This window comes from Rhodanobacter sp. B04, from assembly GCF_002001125.1.
Taxonomy (GTDB): Bacteria; Pseudomonadota; Gammaproteobacteria; order Xanthomonadales; family Rhodanobacteraceae; genus Rhodanobacter.
Map to the genome: position 1 here is coordinate 16,685 of NZ_MUNV01000026.1, position 19,630 is coordinate 36,314.

General features: G+C 65.2%; 18 protein-coding genes, 1 pseudogene and 1 riboswitch. Of the genes and pseudogenes, 8 read left to right on the plus strand and 11 right to left on the minus strand.

Annotated features, from left to right (window positions below; translation table 11 throughout):
- Nucleotides 1-93: 93 nt before the first annotated feature.
- Both parC and B0E46_RS14665 read right to left on the minus strand, forming a co-directional pair.
- The gene (gene parC / locus B0E46_RS14660) at nt 94-2,334 is read right to left on the minus strand and encodes a DNA topoisomerase IV subunit A (protein ID WP_077556518.1); all 2,241 of its coding nucleotides are present in this window, start codon (nt 2,332-2,334) and stop codon (nt 94-96) included.
- A 164-nt stretch (nt 2,335-2,498) separates the two neighbouring features.
- The gene (locus B0E46_RS14665) at nt 2,499-3,368 is read right to left on the minus strand and encodes a TraB/GumN family protein (protein WP_168171222.1); all 870 of its coding nucleotides are present in this window, start codon (nt 3,366-3,368) and stop codon (nt 2,499-2,501) included.
- Between the two features lie 288 nt (nt 3,369-3,656).
- Between B0E46_RS14665 and B0E46_RS17790 the strand changes: the two genes are divergently transcribed.
- Complete coding sequence (locus B0E46_RS17790) at nt 3,657-3,836, plus strand: hypothetical protein (protein ID WP_168171223.1); 180 nt, start codon at nt 3,657-3,659, stop codon at nt 3,834-3,836.
- Between the two features lie 15 nt (nt 3,837-3,851).
- Here B0E46_RS17790 and cfa read toward each other — a convergent pair.
- The 3 genes and pseudogenes from cfa to crcB all read right to left on the minus strand — a co-directional run.
- A pseudogene (gene cfa, locus B0E46_RS14670) lies at nt 3,852-4,976 on the minus strand (cyclopropane fatty acyl phospholipid synthase); the annotation flags it as partial.
- Nucleotides 4,977-5,003: 27 nt separating this feature from the next.
- Nucleotides 5,004-5,342 (minus strand): DUF190 domain-containing protein, encoded by a 339-nt coding sequence (locus B0E46_RS14675; RefSeq protein WP_077556520.1) that lies wholly within the window; start codon nt 5,340-5,342, stop codon nt 5,004-5,006.
- A gap of 14 nt (nt 5,343-5,356) precedes the next feature.
- Nucleotides 5,357-5,743 (minus strand): fluoride efflux transporter CrcB, encoded by a 387-nt coding sequence (gene crcB, locus B0E46_RS14680; RefSeq protein ID WP_077556521.1) that lies wholly within the window; start codon nt 5,741-5,743, stop codon nt 5,357-5,359.
- A 69-nt stretch (nt 5,744-5,812) separates the two neighbouring features.
- Nucleotides 5,813-5,916: riboswitch (Fluoride riboswitch) on the minus strand.
- Between the two features lie 179 nt (nt 5,917-6,095).
- Between crcB and B0E46_RS14685 the strand changes: the two genes are divergently transcribed.
- The 4 genes from B0E46_RS14685 to B0E46_RS14700 all read left to right on the plus strand — a co-directional run bounded on the left by B0E46_RS14685 (nt 6,096) and on the right by B0E46_RS14700 (nt 12,162).
- Entirely contained in the window at nt 6,096-6,653 is a 558-nt protein-coding gene (locus B0E46_RS14685) for a DUF3228 family protein (protein ID WP_077556910.1), read from the plus strand.
- A 151-nt stretch (nt 6,654-6,804) separates the two neighbouring features.
- On the plus strand, nt 6,805-9,414 hold the full coding sequence (gene acnD / locus B0E46_RS14690) for a Fe/S-dependent 2-methylisocitrate dehydratase AcnD (protein WP_077556522.1): 2,610 nt from the start codon (nt 6,805-6,807) through the stop codon (nt 9,412-9,414).
- Nucleotides 9,415-9,586: 172 nt separating this feature from the next.
- Entirely contained in the window at nt 9,587-10,774 is a 1,188-nt protein-coding gene (gene prpF / locus B0E46_RS14695) for a 2-methylaconitate cis-trans isomerase PrpF (protein ID WP_077556523.1), read from the plus strand.
- 119 nt (nt 10,775-10,893) lie between these two features.
- Entirely contained in the window at nt 10,894-12,162 is a 1,269-nt protein-coding gene (locus B0E46_RS14700) for a multidrug effflux MFS transporter (protein ID WP_077556524.1), read from the plus strand.
- Between the two features lie 48 nt (nt 12,163-12,210).
- Here B0E46_RS14700 and B0E46_RS14705 read toward each other — a convergent pair whose 3' ends face one another.
- A complete protein-coding gene (locus tag B0E46_RS14705; RefSeq protein ID WP_077556525.1) occupies nt 12,211-13,365 on the minus strand; it encodes a DUF2235 domain-containing protein in 1,155 nt (384 codons plus the stop codon).
- Between the two features lie 282 nt (nt 13,366-13,647).
- Between B0E46_RS14705 and B0E46_RS14710 the strand changes: the two genes are divergently transcribed.
- Nucleotides 13,648-14,238, plus strand: coding sequence for a DNA-3-methyladenine glycosylase (locus B0E46_RS14710; protein WP_077556911.1), 591 nt, complete (start codon nt 13,648-13,650; stop codon nt 14,236-14,238).
- 26 nt (nt 14,239-14,264) lie between these two features.
- Here the strand turns inward: B0E46_RS14710 and B0E46_RS14715 are convergent, their stop codons facing one another.
- From B0E46_RS14715 to B0E46_RS14735, 5 genes are all read right to left on the minus strand, one after another.
- Complete coding sequence (locus B0E46_RS14715) at nt 14,265-14,762, minus strand: hypothetical protein (protein WP_077556526.1); 498 nt, start codon at nt 14,760-14,762, stop codon at nt 14,265-14,267.
- A gap of 78 nt (nt 14,763-14,840) precedes the next feature.
- Entirely contained in the window at nt 14,841-15,107 is a 267-nt protein-coding gene (gene minE, locus B0E46_RS14720) for a cell division topological specificity factor MinE (RefSeq protein ID WP_077556527.1), read from the minus strand.
- A gap of 5 nt (nt 15,108-15,112) precedes the next feature.
- Nucleotides 15,113-15,928, minus strand: coding sequence for a septum site-determining protein MinD (gene minD, locus B0E46_RS14725; protein WP_077556528.1), 816 nt, complete (start codon nt 15,926-15,928; stop codon nt 15,113-15,115).
- Nucleotides 15,929-15,976: 48 nt separating this feature from the next.
- Nucleotides 15,977-16,756, minus strand: a complete 780-nt coding sequence (gene minC / locus B0E46_RS14730; RefSeq protein ID WP_077556529.1) for a septum site-determining protein MinC — start codon at nt 16,754-16,756, stop codon at nt 15,977-15,979.
- Entirely contained in the window at nt 16,753-17,373 is a 621-nt protein-coding gene (locus tag B0E46_RS14735; protein ID WP_077556530.1) for a GNAT family N-acetyltransferase, read from the minus strand. The genes minC and B0E46_RS14735 overlap by 4 nt, the downstream gene beginning before the upstream one ends.
- 211 nt (nt 17,374-17,584) lie before the next feature.
- Here B0E46_RS14735 and B0E46_RS14740 point away from each other — a divergent pair, with 211 nt between their 5' ends.
- Together B0E46_RS14740 and B0E46_RS14745 are read left to right on the plus strand one after the other, a co-directional pair.
- Nucleotides 17,585-18,808: a sensor histidine kinase gene (locus tag B0E46_RS14740; protein ID WP_077556912.1), complete on the plus strand. Its 1,224-nt coding sequence runs from the start codon at nt 17,585-17,587 to the stop codon at nt 18,806-18,808.
- A 97-nt stretch (nt 18,809-18,905) separates the two neighbouring features.
- A complete protein-coding gene (locus B0E46_RS14745) occupies nt 18,906-19,547 on the plus strand; it encodes a response regulator transcription factor (protein ID WP_077556531.1) in 642 nt (213 codons plus the stop codon).
- The last annotated feature ends 83 nt before the right edge of the window (nt 19,548-19,630 follow it).

The window sequence follows — 19,630 nt, forward strand, 5'->3', positions numbered from 1 at the left end:
GGAGATATGACGTGTTCAACGCACGATGCTGGGTTGGCGTGCACATCCCTATTTGAAACACCGGGCCCCAGGAAGTTCCTGCCGCTCCTCGGGTCAGGCCGTCGTCTCGATCCGCTCCACCCGGCGCAGGCCGCGTGGCAAGAGGCCGCCGCGGGTGGCGCGGTTGCCGCCGTACTCGACCAGGTCTGACCATTTCAGGGTGAGTTTACGCTGACCGGCGTAGAGGGTGACCTCGCCCCTGCCCTCGCTGACCACGGCGACGCCGGCGATGCGTTCGTCGCCGCTGGCGAGTTTCGCCTTCGGCACCTCGATCAGCTTGTTGCCCTTGCCCTTGTCCAGCTCCGGCAACTCGGCCACCGAGAACATCAGCAGGTGGCCTTCGGTGGTGACCACCACGATGCGATCCCGGGCCGGGTCGGCGCTGACCTGCGGCGCAAGGACATGCGCGCCATCGCTGAGGCTGATGATCTGCTTGCCGGCCTTGTTGCGTCCGGTGAGCGACTCGAAGCGGGTGACGAAGCCGTAGCCGAAATCGGTGGCGAGGATCAGCCGGGTATCGTTATCGCCGGCGATCAGCGCATCGAAGCTGGCCCCCGCCGTCGGGCTGAAGCGCCCGGTCAGCGGTTCGCCATTGCCGCGCGCCGAGGGCAGCGTATGCGCCGGGGTGGAATAGCTGCGACCGGTGGAATCGATGAACGCCACCTGCTGGGTGGTGCGTGCCTTCACCGCGGCGAGCAGGCCGTCGCCTTCGCGATAATTCAGGCCTTCGGCGTCGATGTCGTGGCCCTTGGCCGCGCGTGCCCAGCCCTTCTGGCTCAACACCACGGTGACCGGTTCGCTGGCGACCAGCGCACTCTCGTCCAGCGCCTGCGCGGCTTCGCGCTGTACCAGCGGCGAGCGGCGGTCGTCGCCGAACTTGGCGGCGTCGGCACGCAGCTCGTCCTTGATCAGCCCCTTCAGCTTGGCTGGCGATTTCAGCAGCACGCTGATCTTCGCGCGCTCTTCTTCGAGCTGGTCGCGCTCGGCGTTGATCTTCATCTCTTCCAGCCGCGCCAGCTGGCGCAGGCGGGTTTCGAGGATGTAGTCGGCCTGTTCCTCCGACAGCTTGAAGCGGGCGATCAGGACGGGCTTGGGCTCGTCCTCGCTGCGCACGATGCGGATCACTTCATCGAGATTGAGATAGGCGATGCGCAGCGCCTCGAGCAGGTGCAGGCGGCGCTCGACCTTGGCCAGCCGGTGTTCCAGCCGCCGGGTGACCGTGCTGGTGCGGAACGCCAGCCATTCGGTCAGGATGCGCTTGAGGTCTTTGACCTGCGGCCGGCCGTCCAGGCCGATCATGTTGAGGTTGACGCGGAAGCTCTTTTCCAGATCCGTCGTCGCGAACAGGTGCTGCATCGTCTCGTCCGCATCGACGCGGTTCGAGCGCGGCACGATCACCAGGCGAATCGGGTTCTCGTGGTCGGACTCGTCGCGCAGGTCCTCGATCATCGGCAGTTTCTTCGCGCGCATCTGCGCGGCGATCTGTTCGAGGATCTTCGACGGGCTGACCTGATGCGGCAGCGCGGTGATCACGATGTTGCCTTCCTCGCGCTGGTACACCGCGCGGGCACGCACCGAACCGCCGCCGCTCTGGTACATCGCCAGCAGGTCGGCGCGCGGGGTGATGATCTCCGCCTCGGTCGGGTAATCCGGGCCGCGCACATGCTCGAACAGGTCGGCCACGGTGGCGTCCGGGTCGTCCAGCAGGCGGATGCAGGCGCTGGCCAGCTCGCGCAGGTTGTGCGGCGGGATGTCGGTGGCCATGCCCACCGCGATGCCCATCGAGCCGTTCAGCAGCACGTGCGGCACGCGTGCCGGCAGCCAACTCGGCTCCTCCAGGGTGCCGTCGAAGTTCGGTACCCAGTCGACCGTGCCCTGGCCGAGCTCGCCCAGCAGCGCCTCGGCGATCGGGCTGAGCTTGGACTCCGTGTAACGCATCGCCGCGAAGCTCTTCGGGTCGTCCGGCGAGCCGAAGTTGCCCTGGCCGTCGACCAGCGGATAGCGGTACGAGAACGGCTGCGCCATCAGCACCATCGCTTCGTAGCAGGAGCTGTCGCCGTGCGGATGGAACTTGCCGATCACGTCGCCGATGGTGCGGGCGGATTTCTTCGGCTTGGCGGTGGCGGCCAGGCCCAGCTCGCTCATCGCGTAGATGATGCGCCGCTGTACCGGCTTGAGGCCGTCACCGACGAAGGGCAACGCGCGGTCCAGCACCACGTACATCGAGTAGTCGAGATAGGCCCGCTCGGCGTACTCCTTGAGCGGGATCTGTTCGTAATTGGCTTGCAGGTTCATGGGCTTGCATCAATCAGGTAGCGCGCAGGCTGCGCGGATAACCGGACGATGGTGCCAGAAAGCGCCGAACTCGTGTAGGAACGCCCCGTGCCTGATGGTTCTTGCGGCGAATGCGCGAATGGCGTCGCGCACGGGCGTACTCCAAACAAAAGCAGAGGCGCGGATTATTGGCGCGCTGCTTCGATACCCAGCTTGCGCAACTGCGCCTGCACGCTGTCCGGGCCGGCCAGGTGCGCGGCGCCGACGGCGATGAACACGGTGCCGGGCTGCTGCAGCATGGTGGCGATCTTGCCGGCCCAGGCCTGGTTGCGCTGTACCAGCAGGCGTTGATAGAGCTCCGGCGACTGCCGGCGGATCTCGTCGTTCTCGAGTTGCGCGATGTTGTCCGTATCGCCGTCCTTCCATGCGCTGATCAGTCGGGTGAGTTCGGTCGGCCCTTTGTCGATGTCGCGCAGGGCCGAGCGCAGGAAATCCAGCTGCACGCCCGGCGGCAGGTCGGCCAGCATGCGGATCTGCTGCTCGGAAGTCTCCATGCCGTTCACCGGCTTGCCGGCCTGCAGCATCTGTGCCTTGAGCAACTTGTCCACGCCATGGGCAGGGTCGAGCCCGGCCTTGAGCAGCGGCTGCACGGTCAGCGTCAACGCAGCCAGCCACGGCCGCATGATCTGCAGGGTCTGCGCACCGCCAGGAAGGCCAGCGCTCTGGGCGGCTTGTTGCAAGGTGGCGTTTTCGGTGGCGCTGAGCTGATCCGACAGCGGATGGGTTGGATCCAGGCCGTACTGCAACACCAGCGACTGCATGGTCGCCGTATCGTCGTCAGCCAGCTCGATGGTCAGCGAGTCGCTGGCGGCGAGTGCCTTGTCCAGCGCCGGGTAATGCCAGTCGGCATCGTTCGGCAGCAAGTGCACGGTGCCGAACAGGTAGATGGTGGTGTGGGCATTGCGCACGACCCACAGCGCCGGGTTGGCGATGGCTGCCATGGGCAGCAGCAGGGCGACGCATACAAGCAGGCGGGCGAGCGAGACGGGCTTCATGCCTGACAGTGTCGCGGCAAGCGCGGAGCGGATTCAATCACGCCGTGCACGCAGATTTTGCCGTGTGCCGGAAGATGGGCGCATGCCGAGGGCATGTGCCGAGGCGCCATCGAGGTTATTCCGCGGTACTACGCGCCGGGCCAGGATTGAGCACAAGGCCATGCGGGTCGCGCATGTAGCAGCGCGGTACCAAGCGACTTCCTCGATGACCGCGCAGCCGGCGGCCTGCAATCGCCGCCTGGTGGCCTGGATGTCCGTGACGAGAAAGTCGAACACAGGTCCATGCGGATGGCCGCGTTCGACATGGAGGTAAAACGCGCCGGTCCCGAAACCCATCAGCGTGTCGCTGCGGCGGCTGACCGGCAGGCCAAGCAGCGCGCCATAAACGCAATGGCCTCGTCCCATGCATCGGTACGGATGATGACGTCGCGCGAAGACCGGAGGGCTTCTGCCATGGCGGCATCCTGATGGTGATGCACGACGTCAGCGCGCTGCACGATAGCCGCCGGATACGCCGTGCGGGCTCAGCACGAGCTGCCACAACTGATCGCGACGACTGCGGAAGACCGCGGTGGAAACCGACAGGTAGTAGTGCCACATGCGCCGGAAGCGCTCGTCGTAGCGGGTCGACAGTGCCGGCCACGCGGCATCGAAGTTGGCGCGCCACGCGGTCAGCGTGCGGTCGTAGTCGGCACCGAAGTTGTGCCAGTCCTCGACCACGAACAGGTCTTCCATGGCGGCGGTGAGCTGGCTGGCGGCGGGAATCATCGAGTTGGGGAAGATGTACTTGTCGATCCACGCATCGGTCTGCGCGGGTGCGCCGTTGCTGCCGATGCAGTGCAGCAGCGACAGGCCGTCGTCCTTCAGGCAGCGGCTTACCGTCTCGAAATACGCGCGATAGTTCTTGCCGCCGACATGCTCGAACATGCCGATCGAATACACCGCGTCGAAGCCTTCGTTGATGTCGTGGTAATCCTGCAGGCGGATCTCGATCGGCAGTCCGGCGCACAGCTCACGCGCATAATCGGCCTGCTCCTGCGACACGGTGATGCCGACACCCTCGATGCCGTAGTGTTCGGCGGCATACTTCAGCGCCTCGCCCCAGCCGCAGCCGATGTCCAGCACGCGCTGGCCGGTCTTGAGCTGCAGCTTGCGGCAGACCAGGTCGAGCTTGGCCGCCTGCGCGTCGTCGAGGTTGTCGGCTTTTGCCCAGTAGCCGCAGGAATACACCAGCCGCTTGCCGAGCATGGCCTGGAACAGGTCGTTGCCGAGGTCGTAATGCACCCTGCCGATCTCGAACGCGCGCTCGCCGCGTTGCAGGTTGATGAAACGGGCCTTCAGATGGGCGAGCAAGGTGTCGAGGGTCTTCAGTTCCTGGTCCAGCCCGGCGGTGAGCAGCCGGGTGCACAGGCCGGGCAGGTCGTCCGCATCCCACCAGCCGTCCATGTAGGCTTCGCCCAGGCCCAGCGAGCCGTGCGCGAACACGCGCGCGTAAAGGCGCTCGTCATGCACGCACAGGTCGATCGGGGCATCGCCGTCGATGCGGATGCCGGCCTGCTCAAGCAGTTCGCTGGCGCGATTCTTCAAGTCGTCCTGGCCCATGCGTTGCCTCGCCGCGGATGAAGTCCGTGAATGTCAGTGCTTGCTCACCACGGCAAAGCTTGCCGGCCAGCGTGCATATGTGGCGTCGACGTCGGCCACGCGCACCAGTTGCAGCAGCAACTCGGCCTGATCCTCGCGCAGCAGGAACTCGATCTTGACTGGCAGATCGTCGGCCAGCTCAAAGAATTGTTCCTCGTGCAGCACGCCATGCCGACCGAATCCGGCGATCGCACGGAACACCGAGCCGCCGCCAAGGCCATGTTCCTTGGCCTGTCCCAACAACCATTCGGACAGCAGCATGCCGTCGTGCTTCGCGCGCAGATGGCAATAGAAGGTCAGGTGCACGCCCTGTTGCACGTTTTCCTGGTTCATGCGGTGCTCCTGTATCAGTGACGCAGCAGGCTGCGGGTGAGGAAGATGCCGAGCACGGTCATCGCCAACGAACCGACCACATGCACCGCCACGTGACCGCTGAACCACAGGTATTGCTGGCGCAGCAGCAGCGTGGCGGATTCGGCCGAGAAGGTGGAGAACGTGGTCAGTCCACCGAGGAAGCCGGTGAACACGAACAGCCGCAGTTCCGGCGGCAGCGTCTGGAAGTGATCGAAGAGGCCCATCACGCAACCCATCACCAGGCCGCCGGCGAGGTTCGCCGCCAAGGTGCCCAACGGCAGGGTGGGGAACAACGGGTTGAGCAGGACGCCCAAGCCCCAGCGCAGCCAGCAGCCCAAGGCGCCGCCGATGCCAATCGCAAAAAATCCGGTAAAGCCCACGAGCGCGTCTCCTGACAATGAAAGTGTCCGGTTGCCGCGGTGGCAGGCACGCCTGCGCCGCCGGAAGCCGGTGGTGCAGGCATCATCAACCTCAACGACGGACGAGAGGTGGTTTGTTCCGGGAATGCCGCAGGCGCTCGCGAAACGGGAGGCATGCCATCTCCCGTTGCCCATCGTAGTGGATCAGGCGGGCAGAGCGTCAAGGGCTCCGTGTGTACGGGTCGGGGTCGCGAACGTCAAACATCGTCGGCTGTTTCAGCGACGCGGCAGCAGCTTCGTTTGCCGAGTGCGCTCGACGCGCAGGGGAGCAGACAGGCTACCCTGATCCCGGTTTCCCTTTGCGATGTTTTTCATGTCCATTGTGCTCACCCCGTTCGCCCGCACCCGCCTGTTTCCCCGCAACGCTCGCCGCAACACCATCCAGGACTGCACGGCGGAGGAGTTCGAATGCCGCCTCAACGACGACGCCCCGCTGAAGGTGCTCGACGGCTACGCCTCGTTCTGCAAGCTGCATGTGCATCGCAACTGGACGTCGACGCGTTGCCTGACCGCACCCATCACCGAGGCCAACCGCCACTTGTTGCGTTCGGCGTATGAAGCGCGCTCGTCGGCGGAGCTGCCGGTACTGGTGCGCTGGTTCGAAGGGCTGGACGTGCCGGTGGCCAACTACCTCCTGGTCATCCTTTATGACCGTGAGCAGCTGGCCAGGGAAGGCACGCCTATCGAGGCCGACTGGGGTGTCGTCGGCTGCCTCTACACCGAGCTGCCGGAGGAGATCCCGATGGCGCCGATCACGATGATGCGCAATGCACTCGGGGTGGATGAGGGCGGTTCGGGCGTGCCGCTGGACCCCGCGGCGTACCGGCGCAGCGTGGCGTTCTGGGAGCAGAACGCGAACTGGCGGCCGTAGGGCACGCCACGCGACGCAAATGCTGTCGCCGCGGAAGTTATGCGGTGATTCCCCGGTTCTGCCCGGATCGAGCCCGCCCGCTACAATGGTGGATCGGATCGGGCGGTATGTGCCGCACCCGATCGTCCGTTCACGAACTCAGAAGCCAGTCATGAATACAGCCAACCGCAAGCCTTTGCCGGGGACTTCACTGGATTATTTCGACGCGCGCGGGGCGGTCGATGCGCTTCGTCCGGGCGCATACGCCACGCTGCCGTATTGCTCTCGCGTGTTTGCGGAGAACCTGGTGCGTCGTTGCGACCCGGCGACGCTGGACGCATCGTTGCTGCAATTGATCGAGCGCAAGCGCGATCTGGATTTCCCGTGGTTTCCGGCGCGCGTGGTCTGCCACGACATCCTCGGCCAGACGGCGCTGGTGGATCTGGCCGGCTTGCGCGATGCGATCGCCGAACAGGGCGGTGATCCGGCGCTGGTCAATCCGGTGGTGCCGACGCAGTTGATCGTCGATCACTCGCTGGCGGTGGAGGCACCGGGCTTCGACCGCGATGCGTTCGCGAAGAACCGTGCGATCGAGGATCGCCGCAACGAAGACCGTTTCCACTTCATCAACTGGACCAAGCGGGCGTTCAAGAACGTCGATGTGATTCCGCCGGGCAACGGCATCATGCATCAGATCAACCTGGAGCGGATGTCGCCGGTAGTGCACGCGGTCGATGGCGTGGCGTACCCGGATACGCTGGTCGGCACCGACAGCCACACGCCGCACGTGGATGCGCTGGGCGTGATCGCCATCGGTGTGGGCGGGCTGGAGGCCGAGAGCGTGATGCTCGGTCGCGCCTCATGGATGCGCCTGCCCGACATCGTCGGCGTGGAGCTGAGCGGCAAGCCGCAGCCGGGCATCACCGCGACCGATATCGTGCTGGCGTTGACCGAGTTCCTGCGCAACGAAAAAGTCGTCGGTGCGTATCTGGAGTTCTACGGTGAAGGCGCGACTGCACTGACCCTGGGCGACCGCGCGACCATCTCCAACATGACGCCGGAGTTCGGTGCGACCGCGGCGATGTTCCATATCGACCAGCAGACCATCGATTACCTGAAATTGACCGGCCGCGCGGACGAGCAGGTCAAGCTGGTGGAAACCTATGCCCGCGAAACCGGCTTGTGGGCCGATGCGCTGACCACCGCCGAGTACGAGCGCGTGCTGCACTTCGACCTGTCCGCTGTCGTCCGCACCATGGCCGGGCCGAGCAACCCGCACAAGCGGCTGCCGACCAGCGCGCTGGCCGAGCGCGGCATCGCCGGCAACCTGGGCCAGGCCCGCGCGCAGGAGGCCGAAGGCCTGATGCCCGACGGCGCGGTGATCATCGCGGCGATCACCAGCTGCACCAATACCAGCAACCCGCGCAACGTGATCGCGGCCGGTCTGCTGGCACGCAACGCCAACGCGCGTGGATTGACCCGCAAGCCGTGGGTGAAGACCTCGCTGGCGCCGGGTTCCAAGGCGGTGCAGATTTACCTGGAAGAGGCCAAGCTGCTGCCGGAGCTGGAGCAACTGGGCTTCGGCATCGTCGGCTTCGCCTGCACCACCTGCAACGGCATGAGCGGTGCGCTGGATCCGAAGATCCAGCAGGAAGTGATCGAGCGCGATCTGTACGCCACCGCCGTGCTGTCGGGCAACCGCAACTTCGACGGCCGCATCCACCCGTATGCCAAGCAGGCCTTCCTCGCCTCGCCGCCGCTGGTGGTCGCCTATGCCATCGCGGGCACCATCCGTTTCGATATCGAGAAGGACGTGCTGGGCATCGACAAGCAAGGCAACGCGGTCACCTTGAAAGATCTGTGGCCAACGGATGCGGAGATCGATGCCATCGTCGCCGCCAGCGTCAAGCCCGAGCAGTTCCGTCAGGTCTACGACCCGATGTTTGCCCGCAGCGGCATCAGTGGCCTCAAGGTCGATCCCCTGTACGAGTGGCGTGCGCAGAGCACCTATATCCGCCGGCCGCCGTATTGGGAAGGTGCGCTGGCCGGCGTCCGCACGATGACCGGGATGCGCGCGCTGGCCGTGCTGGGCGACAACATCACCACCGACCATCTGTCGCCATCCAACGCGATCCTCGCCAAGAGCGCCGCCGGCGAATACCTCGCGAAAATGGGCTTGCCGGAAGAGGACTTCAATTCCTACGCCACCCACCGCGGCGACCACCTGACCGCCCAGCGCGCCACCTTCGCCAACCCCAAGCTGTTCAATGAAATGGTGCGCAACGACGACGGTTCGGTGCGGCAGGGCTCGCTGGCGCGGATCGAGCCGGAAGGCCAGGTCACCCGCATGTGGGAAGCCATCGAAACCTACATGGCGCGCAAGCAGCCGTTGATCATCATCGCCGGCGCCGACTACGGCCAGGGCAGCTCGCGCGACTGGGCCGCCAAGGGCGTGCGCCTGGCTGGCGTGGAAGTGATCGTGGCCGAAGGCTTCGAGCGCATCCATCGCACCAACCTGGTCGGCATGGGCGTGCTGCCGCTGGAGTTCAAGCCGGGCGTCGACCGCAAGACGCTGGCCATCGATGGCAGCGAGACGTTCGATGTGACCGGTGAATGCACGCCGGGGGCGGAGATGAACCTGGTGATCCATCGGCGGAATGGCGAGCGCGTGGATGTACCCGTGACCTGCCGACTGGATACGGCGGAAGAGCTGCTGATCTATGAGGCTGGCGGTGTGTTGCAGCGGTTTGCGCAGGATTTCCTGGCGTCGGCGCAGGCTTGATGGGTTGTAAGAGCACCCCTCTCCCTCGATCCCTCTCCCGCAAGGGGAGAGGGAGGTGGCACGTTTGCAGGTGCGAGGTTTCTTGAAGCTTTTGAAAGCCCCTCTCCCCTTGTGGGAGAGGGGGTGGGGAGAGGGGGAGCATACTGACATGAACCACGAAACAGGATTCCCGATGAACCACCTTCCCCAGATCCGCATCCCTGCCGCCTATATGCGCGGGGGCACCAGCAAAGGCGTGTTCTTCCGCCTGCAGGATTTGCCCGCGGCAGCACAGGTGCCGGGGGCGGCGCGCGATGCGCTGTTGCTGCGGGTGATAGGCAGCCCCGACCCCTACGGCAAGCAGACCGACGGCATGGGCGGAGCGACCTCCAGCACCAGCAAGACAGTGATTGTGTCTGCCAGCGAGCGCCCGGATCACGACGTCGACTATTTGTTTGGCCAGGTATCCATCGACCAGCCGTTTGTGGACTGGAGCGGCAACTGCGGCAACCTGTCGGCGGCGGTCGGTTCGTTTGCGATCGCCAGTGGGTTGGTCGAGGCGAGCCGCGTGCCGCACGATGGCATCTGCACGGTGCGGATCTGGCAGGCGAATATCGGCAAGACCATCATGGCGCATGTGCCGATGACGGATGGCGAGGTACAGGAAACCGGTGATTTCGAGCTGGATGGGGTGACCTTTCCTGCCGCCGAAGTGCAGCTGGAATTTCTTGATCCGGCCGATGAGGGCGAGGGGGGCGGGGCGATGTTCCCGACCGGCAACGTGGTGGATGAGTTGGACGTGCCGGGTGTCGGCACGCTCACCGCCACGCTGATCAACGCCGGCATCCCGACCATTTTCGTCAACGCCGCCGCCGTCGGCTGCACCGGCACCGAATTGCAGGATGCGATCAACGGCGATGCGAAGGCGCTGGCGATGTTCGAGACGATCCGTGCCCATGGCGCGGTGCGGATGGGTTTGATCAAGCACATCGAGGAAGCGGCGCAGCGCCAGCACACGCCCAAGGTGGCTTTTGTAGCGCCGCCTTCGGCCTACGTCGCCTCGAGCGGCAAGCAAATCGCTGCCGCGGATATCGACCTGCTGGTGCGCGCGATGTCGATGGGCAAATTGCATCACGCGATGATGGGTACGGCGGCGGTGGCGATCGGCACGGCCGCCGCCATTCCCGGCACCGTGGTGAACCTGGCCGCTGGCGGCGGTGAGCGTACATCCGTCCGTTTTGGCCATCCCTCCGGCAGCTTGCGCGTGGGTGCGGAAGCTGCCCTGGTTGATGGTAAATGGCAGGTGACCAAGGCGATCATGAGCCGCAGCGCCCGGGTGCTGATGGAGGGTTCGGTGCGTGTGCCAGGTCGTGCGTTCTGAGCGCACTGGTAACCCAGGCAACCAAGACCTCTCCAGCACGCCGGACTGACGGGTCTGGTCGGGAATAGCTCGTCCGGGGCTTATACTGGCCCGCTTCGCGCTGCCTGGTCATTCTGCTGATGAGTTCCATCACCCGCCCAAGGCTGCGCAGCCTGCCGTGGCTGCTTGCTGCGCTGTCGATGATCGGCCCGTTCTCGATCGATGCGGTGTTCCCGGCGTTTCCGCTGATCGGCGCGCGTTTCGTGGTGGATGACACGGCGCTGCAGCAACTGCTCAGCGTCTACCTGGTCACCTATGCAGCGATGAGCCTGTTCCATGGGGCGATCTCCGATGCAATCGGGCGCAAGCCGGTCATGGTCACCGGCATGCTGGTGTATGCGCTTGCCTCGGTGGGTGCTGCGATGTCGACCTCGTTCGCCATGCTGCTGGCCTGCCGCGGCCTGCAGGGCGTGTGTGCCGGTGCGGGCCTGGTGGTGGGGCGTGCGGTGATCCGCGACACGCTTGAGGGCGCAGCCGCCCAGCGACTGATGTCGCAGGTGATGATGATTTTCGGGGTGGCGCCGGTGATCGCGCCGATGGTCGGTGCACTGCTGCTGCCGCTCGGAGGCTGGCACGGCATCTTCTGGGTGCTGGCGGGGTTCACCACGCTGCTGGCGCTGGCACTCGCCCTGTTGCTGGCGGAGAGTCATCCGCCGGCGCGGCGCACGTCGTTTGCGCCACGGCCGCTGCTGGCCAGCTATGTATCGTTCGGCCGCGATCGCCCGTTCTGGCCGCTGCTGATCTCCTGCTCGGTGAATTTCGCCGGACTGTTTTTGTACATCGCCTCGGCACCGCGCATCGTGCGCGGCTTGCTGCACCTGTCGGCGGCAGGTTTTCCGTGGCTGTTCCTGCCGGTGGTGACCGGCCTGATCGGAGGCGCGTGGCTGTCCGGGCGCATGGCCGAACGGCGCAGCGCTGGTTTCACGGTGAATCTGGGGTATGCGGTGATGCTGCTGGCCTGCGCGCTGCATCTGCTGATGGCGCTGGTATTCCCGGCGTCGCGGCTGCCATGGTCGATGTTGCCGCTGATCTTGCACGGTATTGGCGTCCAGTTGGCGTTCCCCACTTTGACGCTGTTGTTGCTTGACCGCTTCCCGCAGCAACGCGGCAGCATTTCTTCGGTGCAGGCGTTCGCCAGTCTGCTGCTGTGCAGCTTCGTCGCCGGCATGCTGTCGCCACTGCTCTCGGGCACCATGCTGCAACTCGCTCTGGGCGCATCGACGCTGACCGTGACCGGCGCGTTGGCATGGGGCTGGTACCACGCGATTGCACGGCGGGCGCTGGAACATGCGCAGGTGGGCGCCATCCAAGTGGCCGAGCTGCAGGCGCAGATCGCCGAGCCACGTTGAGCTTGATGCGCTGTGGCCTGCCGGCGCAGACCCCGTGCAGACAAGGGACTAGGCCGGTGTCCATGGTGGGTCACCTCGGGCCGGGACGTCCTGCACCACCACGGCCTCGACCGACATCAGCACCACGGCACGGGTCAGCGCCTGCGCCAGCGAGGGTGACCGATAACTCGCATCGGCGAGCCAGCGGTCCCACACCGAGGGATCCACCTTTTCATTGACGCCGGTGCCTATGCAGCGGTCGAAAGGTGGCTTGAACTCCTTGTAGATGCCGCTCATGAATTCCGCGTAGGAATTGCGGGGTACGCCGCTGTCGGCATCGGCGGGCGGCTGCATGATCTCGAGGCAGGCCAGGCCGGCACCGATCGCCTTGCGCTGCAGCCATGCCAGCGACAGGTCCGGGAGTGGATCGGGCTTGCGCCCGGCGCCATCGCGATCGTTGCCGCCGCCGACGTCGGAATGCGAACCGATGAACCAGCGTTGTTCGACCTCGATTTGTTCGAGTTTCTTCGAGGTCAGGCTCTCGCCGGGCTTCACGCTGTCCGGATTGCGTGTCCATACGGCTGGCGCGAAATCGGCGCGGTGCTCGTCCAGCGCCAGCGCCTGATAGGCATATTTGACGATCTTGCTGAGCTCGGTGTCGTGGAATTGATAGTGCGAGCGGGCATACGGAAACCACGAAGCGGTATCCGGTATGCCGAGCGAGCCGACCGTATCCCATACCCCGATGAAGTGGATCCCGATCTCGATCGAGTGGCGGGCGCGAAAGGTTACTGCCGCCGGGTCATCGGGCTTGCTGGTGGTGTCGCGGTAGAAATCGTAGGCGGTGGATATATCCGCGTTGCTTGCGTTGCCGTCGGCGCCGCGCTTGAGCAGGCCGCATTTGCGGATCAGGCCGCCGAGGCTGCGCGCGGTGTAGGCGCCACGGCTGAAGCCGAACAGATAGAGTTCGTCGCCGGGTTGCCAAGTGGCGCACAACCAGCGGTAACCGTCGATCACGTTGCTCGACAGGCCATAGCCGAAAGCGCCGCCGAGCAGATGGGTCAGCCCGGGCTTCACGCCGACGCCGGGAATGTAGTTGACAAGCTGCTCGATGCCGCCGGCGTCACGCGGCGCGATGAGGCGGCGCAGGCGCTCGACGTTGGTATTCGACTCGGGCTTGTTCCAGGTGCCGTCGAACAGCAGCACAAGCCTGCGGTTGACCATGGTGCCCTCCAATGCGATCCGTCCATGTGGAGCCTGGGGGGAACTCTAGGCGGTGACAATGCGCCAGGCCAGTGCCGTGCCGGTGGCCCTTGTGACCGGGTTGGCATGCTGCACAGGCCACGCAGGCGGCGTAATCTTCCGGTTCGATCAGTGGCGATGGGCGGGCAATCTGGATGGACAGGCAAACACAGGCCGGGCGCGCCCTGTCCATGCGGGAAAGGGGCGGCTGCAACAGTCCAGGTTCCAACCTGTCGCATGCGGGCGTGCAACGGCGGCCTGCACATGCCTGATCGGCGCGGCAGGCTTGATCGTGCGTTCTATCGGCGCGATCCGTGCGTGGTCGCCGTGGCGCTGCTGAACAAGGTCCTGGTCAATGCTGACGGTCGCCGCGGGCGCATCGTGGAGACCGAGGCCTACAACGGGGCACACGACCCCGCGGCACATTCATGGCATGGCCGGACGGCGCGCAACACGACGATGTTCGGTGCCCCGGGCCTGCTCTACGTATATTTCACCTACGGCATGCACTGGTGCTGCAATCCGGTATGCGGGGAAGCAGGCGAGGGTGTCGCAGTGCTGCTGCGTGCGCTGGCGCCACTCAACGGGCTCGATGCGATGCGCACCGCGCGACCTGCCTGCCGCCGTGATCGCGACCTGTGCCGCGGTCCGGCGCGGCTGTGTCAGGCGATGGGTATCGATGCTGCGCAGGACGGCGTCGATCTGGTCAGCGGCCGCGGCGGTTTCAGCATTGTCGACGACGGCATGCCGCCACCGGACGTGCCCACGGTGACGGAACGTATCGGCATTACCCGTGCGATGGACAAGCCCTGGCGCTGGTATGTGCCGGGCGACCCGCATGTCTCGTGCCGTTGAGTCGGAGGCGGCCGGGTGACACGCTTTCAGACCAGGCCGCGCGCCTGCAAGAATGACCTTGCCTCGCCTGCGTCGTGCTCGAACCAGGCGCGGGTCGAGCCGAGCCGAAACGAATACCCCCAGGCATCCATGTCGGCCATCAGTCGTGCACGTCCCACGCCGGGCAGTTCGTCGGCCAGCACGATCTGCAGGTAGCAGGTGGCGTCCTCTTCCTCGATCGAGTCGGTCGCATCGGTATGGACGTCCAGACGTCTTTCCGGCGGCAATACGATCAGGTGGCAGGCTTCGTGCAATAGCGAATGCACCGGTGTGTCGTCGCGGGCATGCACGGCATTGCCGATGATGCCGGCTTCCTCGTCCCCCCAGAAACTGCCGGGGATCGGTTGGCCGGGCCCGACCCGGTGAAGCTGCAGGCCGAAGCGGGCAAGCAGGGCTGCGGGCGCGTCGAAGCCGAGCTGGCGCAGCCGCATCACGCCGTCGGCAGGGGCGCTGGATTCTTGCTGGATGTCGGTTTCAGGGTGCATGCGCGTGCGCGGACCGCGCGGGTCGGCAGGCCGGAAGCCAGGCTAGGCATGGCTTCCGGCGATAACGGTTGGCGAACGTTACACGGCCGCCGGCTTGCCTTCGGGCAAGGCGACCGACAGCTCGAGGATCTCGTGACCACTGTCGCGCTCGACGTTGATGTTGATCGCCTCAATGTCGACGTGGACGTATTTCTTGATCACTTCGAGCAATTCATTGCGCATCATCGGCAGGTAGTCCGGTGCGCCGCGGGTGGATCGCTCCTGCGCCACGATGATGCGCAGGCGTTCCCTGGCCACGCTGGCGGTCGCTTCCGGTTTGCGCTTCAGGAAATCAAGAATGCCCATCGTGATCAACCTCCGAACACGCGCTGGAGAAAGCCCTTCTTGGGCACGTCGATGAAGCGCAGCGGACGCTCTTCGCCGAGGATTCGAGCCACGGTGTCGCTATAGGCCTGACCGGCGTGTGAATTGGCATCGACGATCACCGGGATGCCGTTGTTGGAGGCGGTCAGCACGTTTTCCGATTCGGGGATCACTCCGACCACCTCGATGCCGAGGATTTCCTCGACATCCTTCACGCTGAGCATTTCGCCGATCGCGACGCGGGCCGGGTTGTAACGGGTCAGCAGCAGGTGTTGGGTAACCGCGCCTTCGCCGCGCTCGGCGCGCCGGGTCTTGCTGGCGAGCAGGCCAAGGATGCGGTCCGAGTCGCGCACCGAGGAGACTTCCGGGTTCACCACCACGACGGCGTGATCGGCGAAGTACATCGCCAAGTGTGCGCCTTTCTCGATGCCGGCCGGCGAGTCGCACACGATGTAGTCGAAACCATCCTCCGAGAGGCCATCGAGCACCTTCTCGACGCCTTCCTGGGTCAGCGCATCCTTGTCGCGCGTCTGGCTGGCGGCCAGCACGTACAGGTTGTCGTGGCGCTTGTCCTTGATCAGCGACTGCTTCAGCGTGGCCTCGCCGTGCACCACGTTGACGAAGTCGTACACCACGCGCCGCTCGCAACCCATGATCAGGTCGAGGTTGCGCAGGCCGACGTCGAAATCGATCACGGCAACTTTCTTGCCGGCCATCGCCAGGCCGGTGGCAAGCGAGGCGCTGGTCGTCGTCTTGCCGACGCCGCCCTTGCCGGAGGTGACAACGATAATCTCAGCAGTCAATGGCCCATCTCCCGGTGTAGTTCTTGTTGTCGTTCTTGTTGTCGATGATCACAGCTTTGCGATCAACAGTTTTTCGCCTTCGAGCCAGCATTGCACGGACTGGCCTTTGAGGTCGTCAGGAATTTGTTCGAACACGCGATAGTGGCCGGCGATCGCCACCAGCTCGGCGCGGAAGTCGGAGACGAAGATGCGCGCCTTTTCGTCGCCCTGCGCACCGGCCATGGCACGACCGCGCAGGCCACCGTAGACGTGGATGTTGCCGTCGGCGATCACCTCGGCACCGTTGGCGATGGCGCCGGTGACGATCAGGTCGCGATCGCGCGCGTAGATCTGCTGACCCGAACGCACCGAACCGGCATGGTGCTGGGCACCCTGCATGCCGCCGGGCGTCGGCGCGGACAGGATCGGCTCGCGCTGAGCCGGTACCGGCGTCTCGGCGCGAGCGGCAGGTTCAATGGCGACCGGGCTCGGGCCGCCGCTGGCCGGCTCGTAAGCCGCGCGGAATTTGGCGATCAGCGGCAACCCCATGCGCCTGGCCAGCGCCTCGGTCTCGCTGGTGCCATAGGCCAGGCCCACCGGCAGCATGCCCGCGCTGCGCACGGCCTCAAGCATGGCGTCGACGGTGCCGTCGTCCGGCAGATTGAGCAGGTGGCTCAGGTCCAGCACCACCGCGGCACGGGAAAACATCTGTGGTGCGGCATGCACGCGGCGTTCCAGTTCATCGCACAGTGCGGCAGCGTCGACCCGGCGCACACGCACGCAGGCAATGCCGACCTGGCCGAAGCGCAGGTCGCAGGCGTCGTTTGTTGTATCCATTTTTGCATTCATGGGCGCCGCTCTCCAGCGAGGCGGCGCGGGGTGGAATGAGATACGGAAGAGCGGTCGCGCTCGGCCAGCCAGGGCACGTCGGGCAGGCCGCCGCGATCCAGGTAGGTCTCGCGCACGTAGGCGTAGCTGGGCAGGTCCCTGGCCAGCAGGCTCACCTGCGGACCATGTTCGCCCATGCGCTGCTGGCCCACTTCCTGGAAGCCGTAGGTACCGTGGAACAGCACTACCACGTCGTCGCGCGGTTCCAGGAACACCTCGCAGGTGAGCAGCGGCACGCGCACCTCGGCGTAGCTGTGCACGTCGCAATAGAAGATGCGGCCCAGGCCATGGCGACGATAGGCATTCGCGATCACGATGCGGTCGATGTAGACGAATTGCGGGTAATGCCTGGCGAACCAGCGGTAGTTGGGACTTTCGTAATCGCCGCCTTCGCGCAGCGCGATCAGGAATCCGGCGAGGTGGCCGTCGATCTCGGCCACACGGAAATACTCGGCATGCTCGTAGAAATAGCGCAGCCGGGTGGCGTCGAGGGCGAGGATGGAGCGGCCGGCAGCGTTGTTGAGCGCCAGCACGGCATCCAGGTCGTGCTCGCGCACGTCGCGGATGGCAAGGGCCATTCGTTGCTCCGCAATGACATGGGTACAGGAACCAAGGCCGACGGGTCGACCTCATACATGGGCGCATTATGGCATGCGGCCGGGGCCGGCACATCTCGCAAGGGCACATGTAAAGGCTTCGTAAAGCAGCGGTAGCACGGAATTTGCCGCGGCGACAGGCATGACTTCTCGCGCATTGCGCGAAAATCGCGCACGGCCAATGATGCGTCGCATGCGCTGGCCATTTTTCAACCACATTCGTCTGCTCCGCTATGCGGGTTTCTTCACCTACCTGTCGGTGGGCACGCCGCTGATCACCAACTGGGCCACCGAGCGCCTCAATCAACTGCAGCGCCCGAATTTCTCGCTGCTGTTGTGGACGCTGTGCTATCTGGTTTTCGGTCTGATGTACTGGCTGCTGACCAGCAATCTCGGCTCACGGCGTTACCCGGGCCTGAAACTGCTCGGGCTGGCCCTCATGACGGCGGCGGCCATGGCGGTGGGCTGGTACAGCCACAGCGGGCTGTCGGCGATGCTGATGGTGGTCGCCTCGGTGGCGCTGCCCTGGCTGCTGCCGTTCTGGCTCGCGGTGTTCTGGCTGGTGTTCCAGCAGCTGATCCTGGTGCCGATCTTCGCTACCTTTCCGGAGTATGACCACAGCTTCACGCTGAGTTTCCTGCAGGCCAGCCTGTACCTGGGCATCGCCGTGTTGGTGTTTGTGGCCTCGGCCGTGGCCAGCCAGCAGACCGAGGAGCGCGAGGCACAGCGCAGGCTCAATTCCGAACTGCGCGCCACGCGCGCGCTGCTGGCTGAATCCAGCCGCATCGCGGAACGCATGCGTATCGCCCGCGACCTGCACGATCTGATCGGCCATCACTTGACCGCGCTCAGCCTGAACCTGGAAGTGGCCAGCCACCTCACCAACGAAGCTGCCGGTGCGCATGTGCGCAAGGCGCAGAGCACGGCCAGGCTGCTGCTGGCCGATGTGCGTGAAGTGGTCAGCGAGCTGCGCCAGGACGATGCGATCGATTTGACCCAGGCCTTGCGCAGCCTCACCGAGGGCGTGCCTGGACTGAACGTGCACGTGATCATGCCGCCGCGCTTCAGCGTGGAGGATCCGCGGCGCGCGCAAGTGTTGCTGCGCTGCGCGCAGGAGATCATCACGAATACCGCCAGGCATGCCGGTGCGCGCAACCTGTGGCTCAATTTTGCCTATGCCGACGCCAGCCTGCTGGGCCTGCATGCACGCGACGACGGGCGTGGCGTCGACCAGATCGAACCCGGCAACGGCCTGTCCGGCATGCGCGAACGGTTGGTCGAGTTCGGTGGCAGCCTGACGTTGGATACCGCGACGGGACGGGGTTTCGCCCTGACCGTGCGCCTGCCACTGGGCGAACACACCGCACTGGCGCATGCGCCGTCACGATTTGAGCCGCCGGCGCTGAATGTGTCGTAATTAATGTTGATGGCTCACGCCGGCATGGCAGAATGCGTTTTTGCCGGCCTGCCGGTTTCAAATCACCCCCTGAATCACGTTTCTCCGAGGATGCGCGATGATCTCCGTTTGTCTCGTCGACGACCAGAATCTGGTGCGCCAGGGGGTCCGCTCGCTGCTTGACCTGGCTGAAGATATCCGTGTGATTGGCGAATGTGCCGACGGTGCCCAGGCGGTGCTGGAGATCCCGCGGATCAGGCCCGACGTGGTGTTGCTGGATCTGCGCATGCCGAACATGAGCGGGCTGGAGGTGCTGCAGGCACTGTCGGCGCGCAACGAGCTGCCTCCCACCATCATCCTCACCACCTTCGACGACGATCAACTGGTCCTGCAGGGCCTCAAGGCCGGTGCCCGCGGCTATCTGCTGAAGGATGTTTCGCTGGAGCAACTGGTGGAGGCGGTGCGCACGGTCGCCGGTGGCGGCTCGCTGGTGGCGCCGATGGTCACCCAGCGGCTGATGGCGGGGGTGTCGCGGATGCAAAACCATTTCACCAGCCTGGAACAGCCCGATCCGCTGACCGAGCGCGAAACCGAGATCCTGCGGCTGCTGTCCGGCGGCTACAGCAACAAGGAAATCGCCAACTCGCTGAAGGTGGCCGAAGGTACGGTGAAAAACCACGTTTCCAACATCCTTTCCAAGCTGGGCGTGCGCGACCGCACCCGGGCGGTGTTGAAGGCGCTGGAAATGGGCATCGTCTGAGGCCGACTGGCCTGGAGGCTGCCCGCAGGCGCGGCGGCACGGCGCTGGCGAGACAAGTTCGGTGGCAGGTCTTGCGTGGCGCG

Coding starts and splice junctions, on each gene's coding strand:
- B0E46_RS17790 (WP_168171223.1), top strand. CDS start 3,657: ATGGCCGCGTTCGACATGGAGGTAAAACGCGCCGGTCCCGAAACCCAT.
- acnD (WP_077556522.1), top strand. CDS start 6,805: ATGAATACAGCCAACCGCAAGCCTTTGCCGGGGACTTCACTGGATTAT.
- B0E46_RS14705 (WP_077556525.1), bottom strand. CDS start 13,365: ATGGTCAACCGCAGGCTTGTGCTGCTGTTCGACGGCACCTGGAACAAG.
- B0E46_RS14740 (WP_077556912.1), top strand. CDS start 17,585: ATGCGCTGGCCATTTTTCAACCACATTCGTCTGCTCCGCTATGCGGGT.
- B0E46_RS14715 (WP_077556526.1), bottom strand. CDS start 14,762: ATGCACCCTGAAACCGACATCCAGCAAGAATCCAGCGCCCCTGCCGAC.
- B0E46_RS14710 (WP_077556911.1), top strand. CDS start 13,648: ATGCCTGATCGGCGCGGCAGGCTTGATCGTGCGTTCTATCGGCGCGAT.
- B0E46_RS14665 (WP_168171222.1), bottom strand. CDS start 3,368: ATGAAGCCCGTCTCGCTCGCCCGCCTGCTTGTATGCGTCGCCCTGCTG.
- B0E46_RS14735 (WP_077556530.1), bottom strand. CDS start 17,373: ATGGCCCTTGCCATCCGCGACGTGCGCGAGCACGACCTGGATGCCGTG.
- prpF (WP_077556523.1), top strand. CDS start 9,587: ATGAACCACCTTCCCCAGATCCGCATCCCTGCCGCCTATATGCGCGGG.
- B0E46_RS14700 (WP_077556524.1), top strand. CDS start 10,894: ATGAGTTCCATCACCCGCCCAAGGCTGCGCAGCCTGCCGTGGCTGCTT.
- B0E46_RS14745 (WP_077556531.1), top strand. CDS start 18,906: ATGATCTCCGTTTGTCTCGTCGACGACCAGAATCTGGTGCGCCAGGGG.
- B0E46_RS14685 (WP_077556910.1), top strand. CDS start 6,096: ATGTCCATTGTGCTCACCCCGTTCGCCCGCACCCGCCTGTTTCCCCGC.
- minC (WP_077556529.1), bottom strand. CDS start 16,756: ATGAATGCAAAAATGGATACAACAAACGACGCCTGCGACCTGCGCTTC.
- minE (WP_077556527.1), bottom strand. CDS start 15,107: ATGGGCATTCTTGATTTCCTGAAGCGCAAACCGGAAGCGACCGCCAGC.
- B0E46_RS14675 (WP_077556520.1), bottom strand. CDS start 5,342: ATGAACCAGGAAAACGTGCAACAGGGCGTGCACCTGACCTTCTATTGC.
- parC (WP_077556518.1), bottom strand. CDS start 2,334: ATGAACCTGCAAGCCAATTACGAACAGATCCCGCTCAAGGAGTACGCC.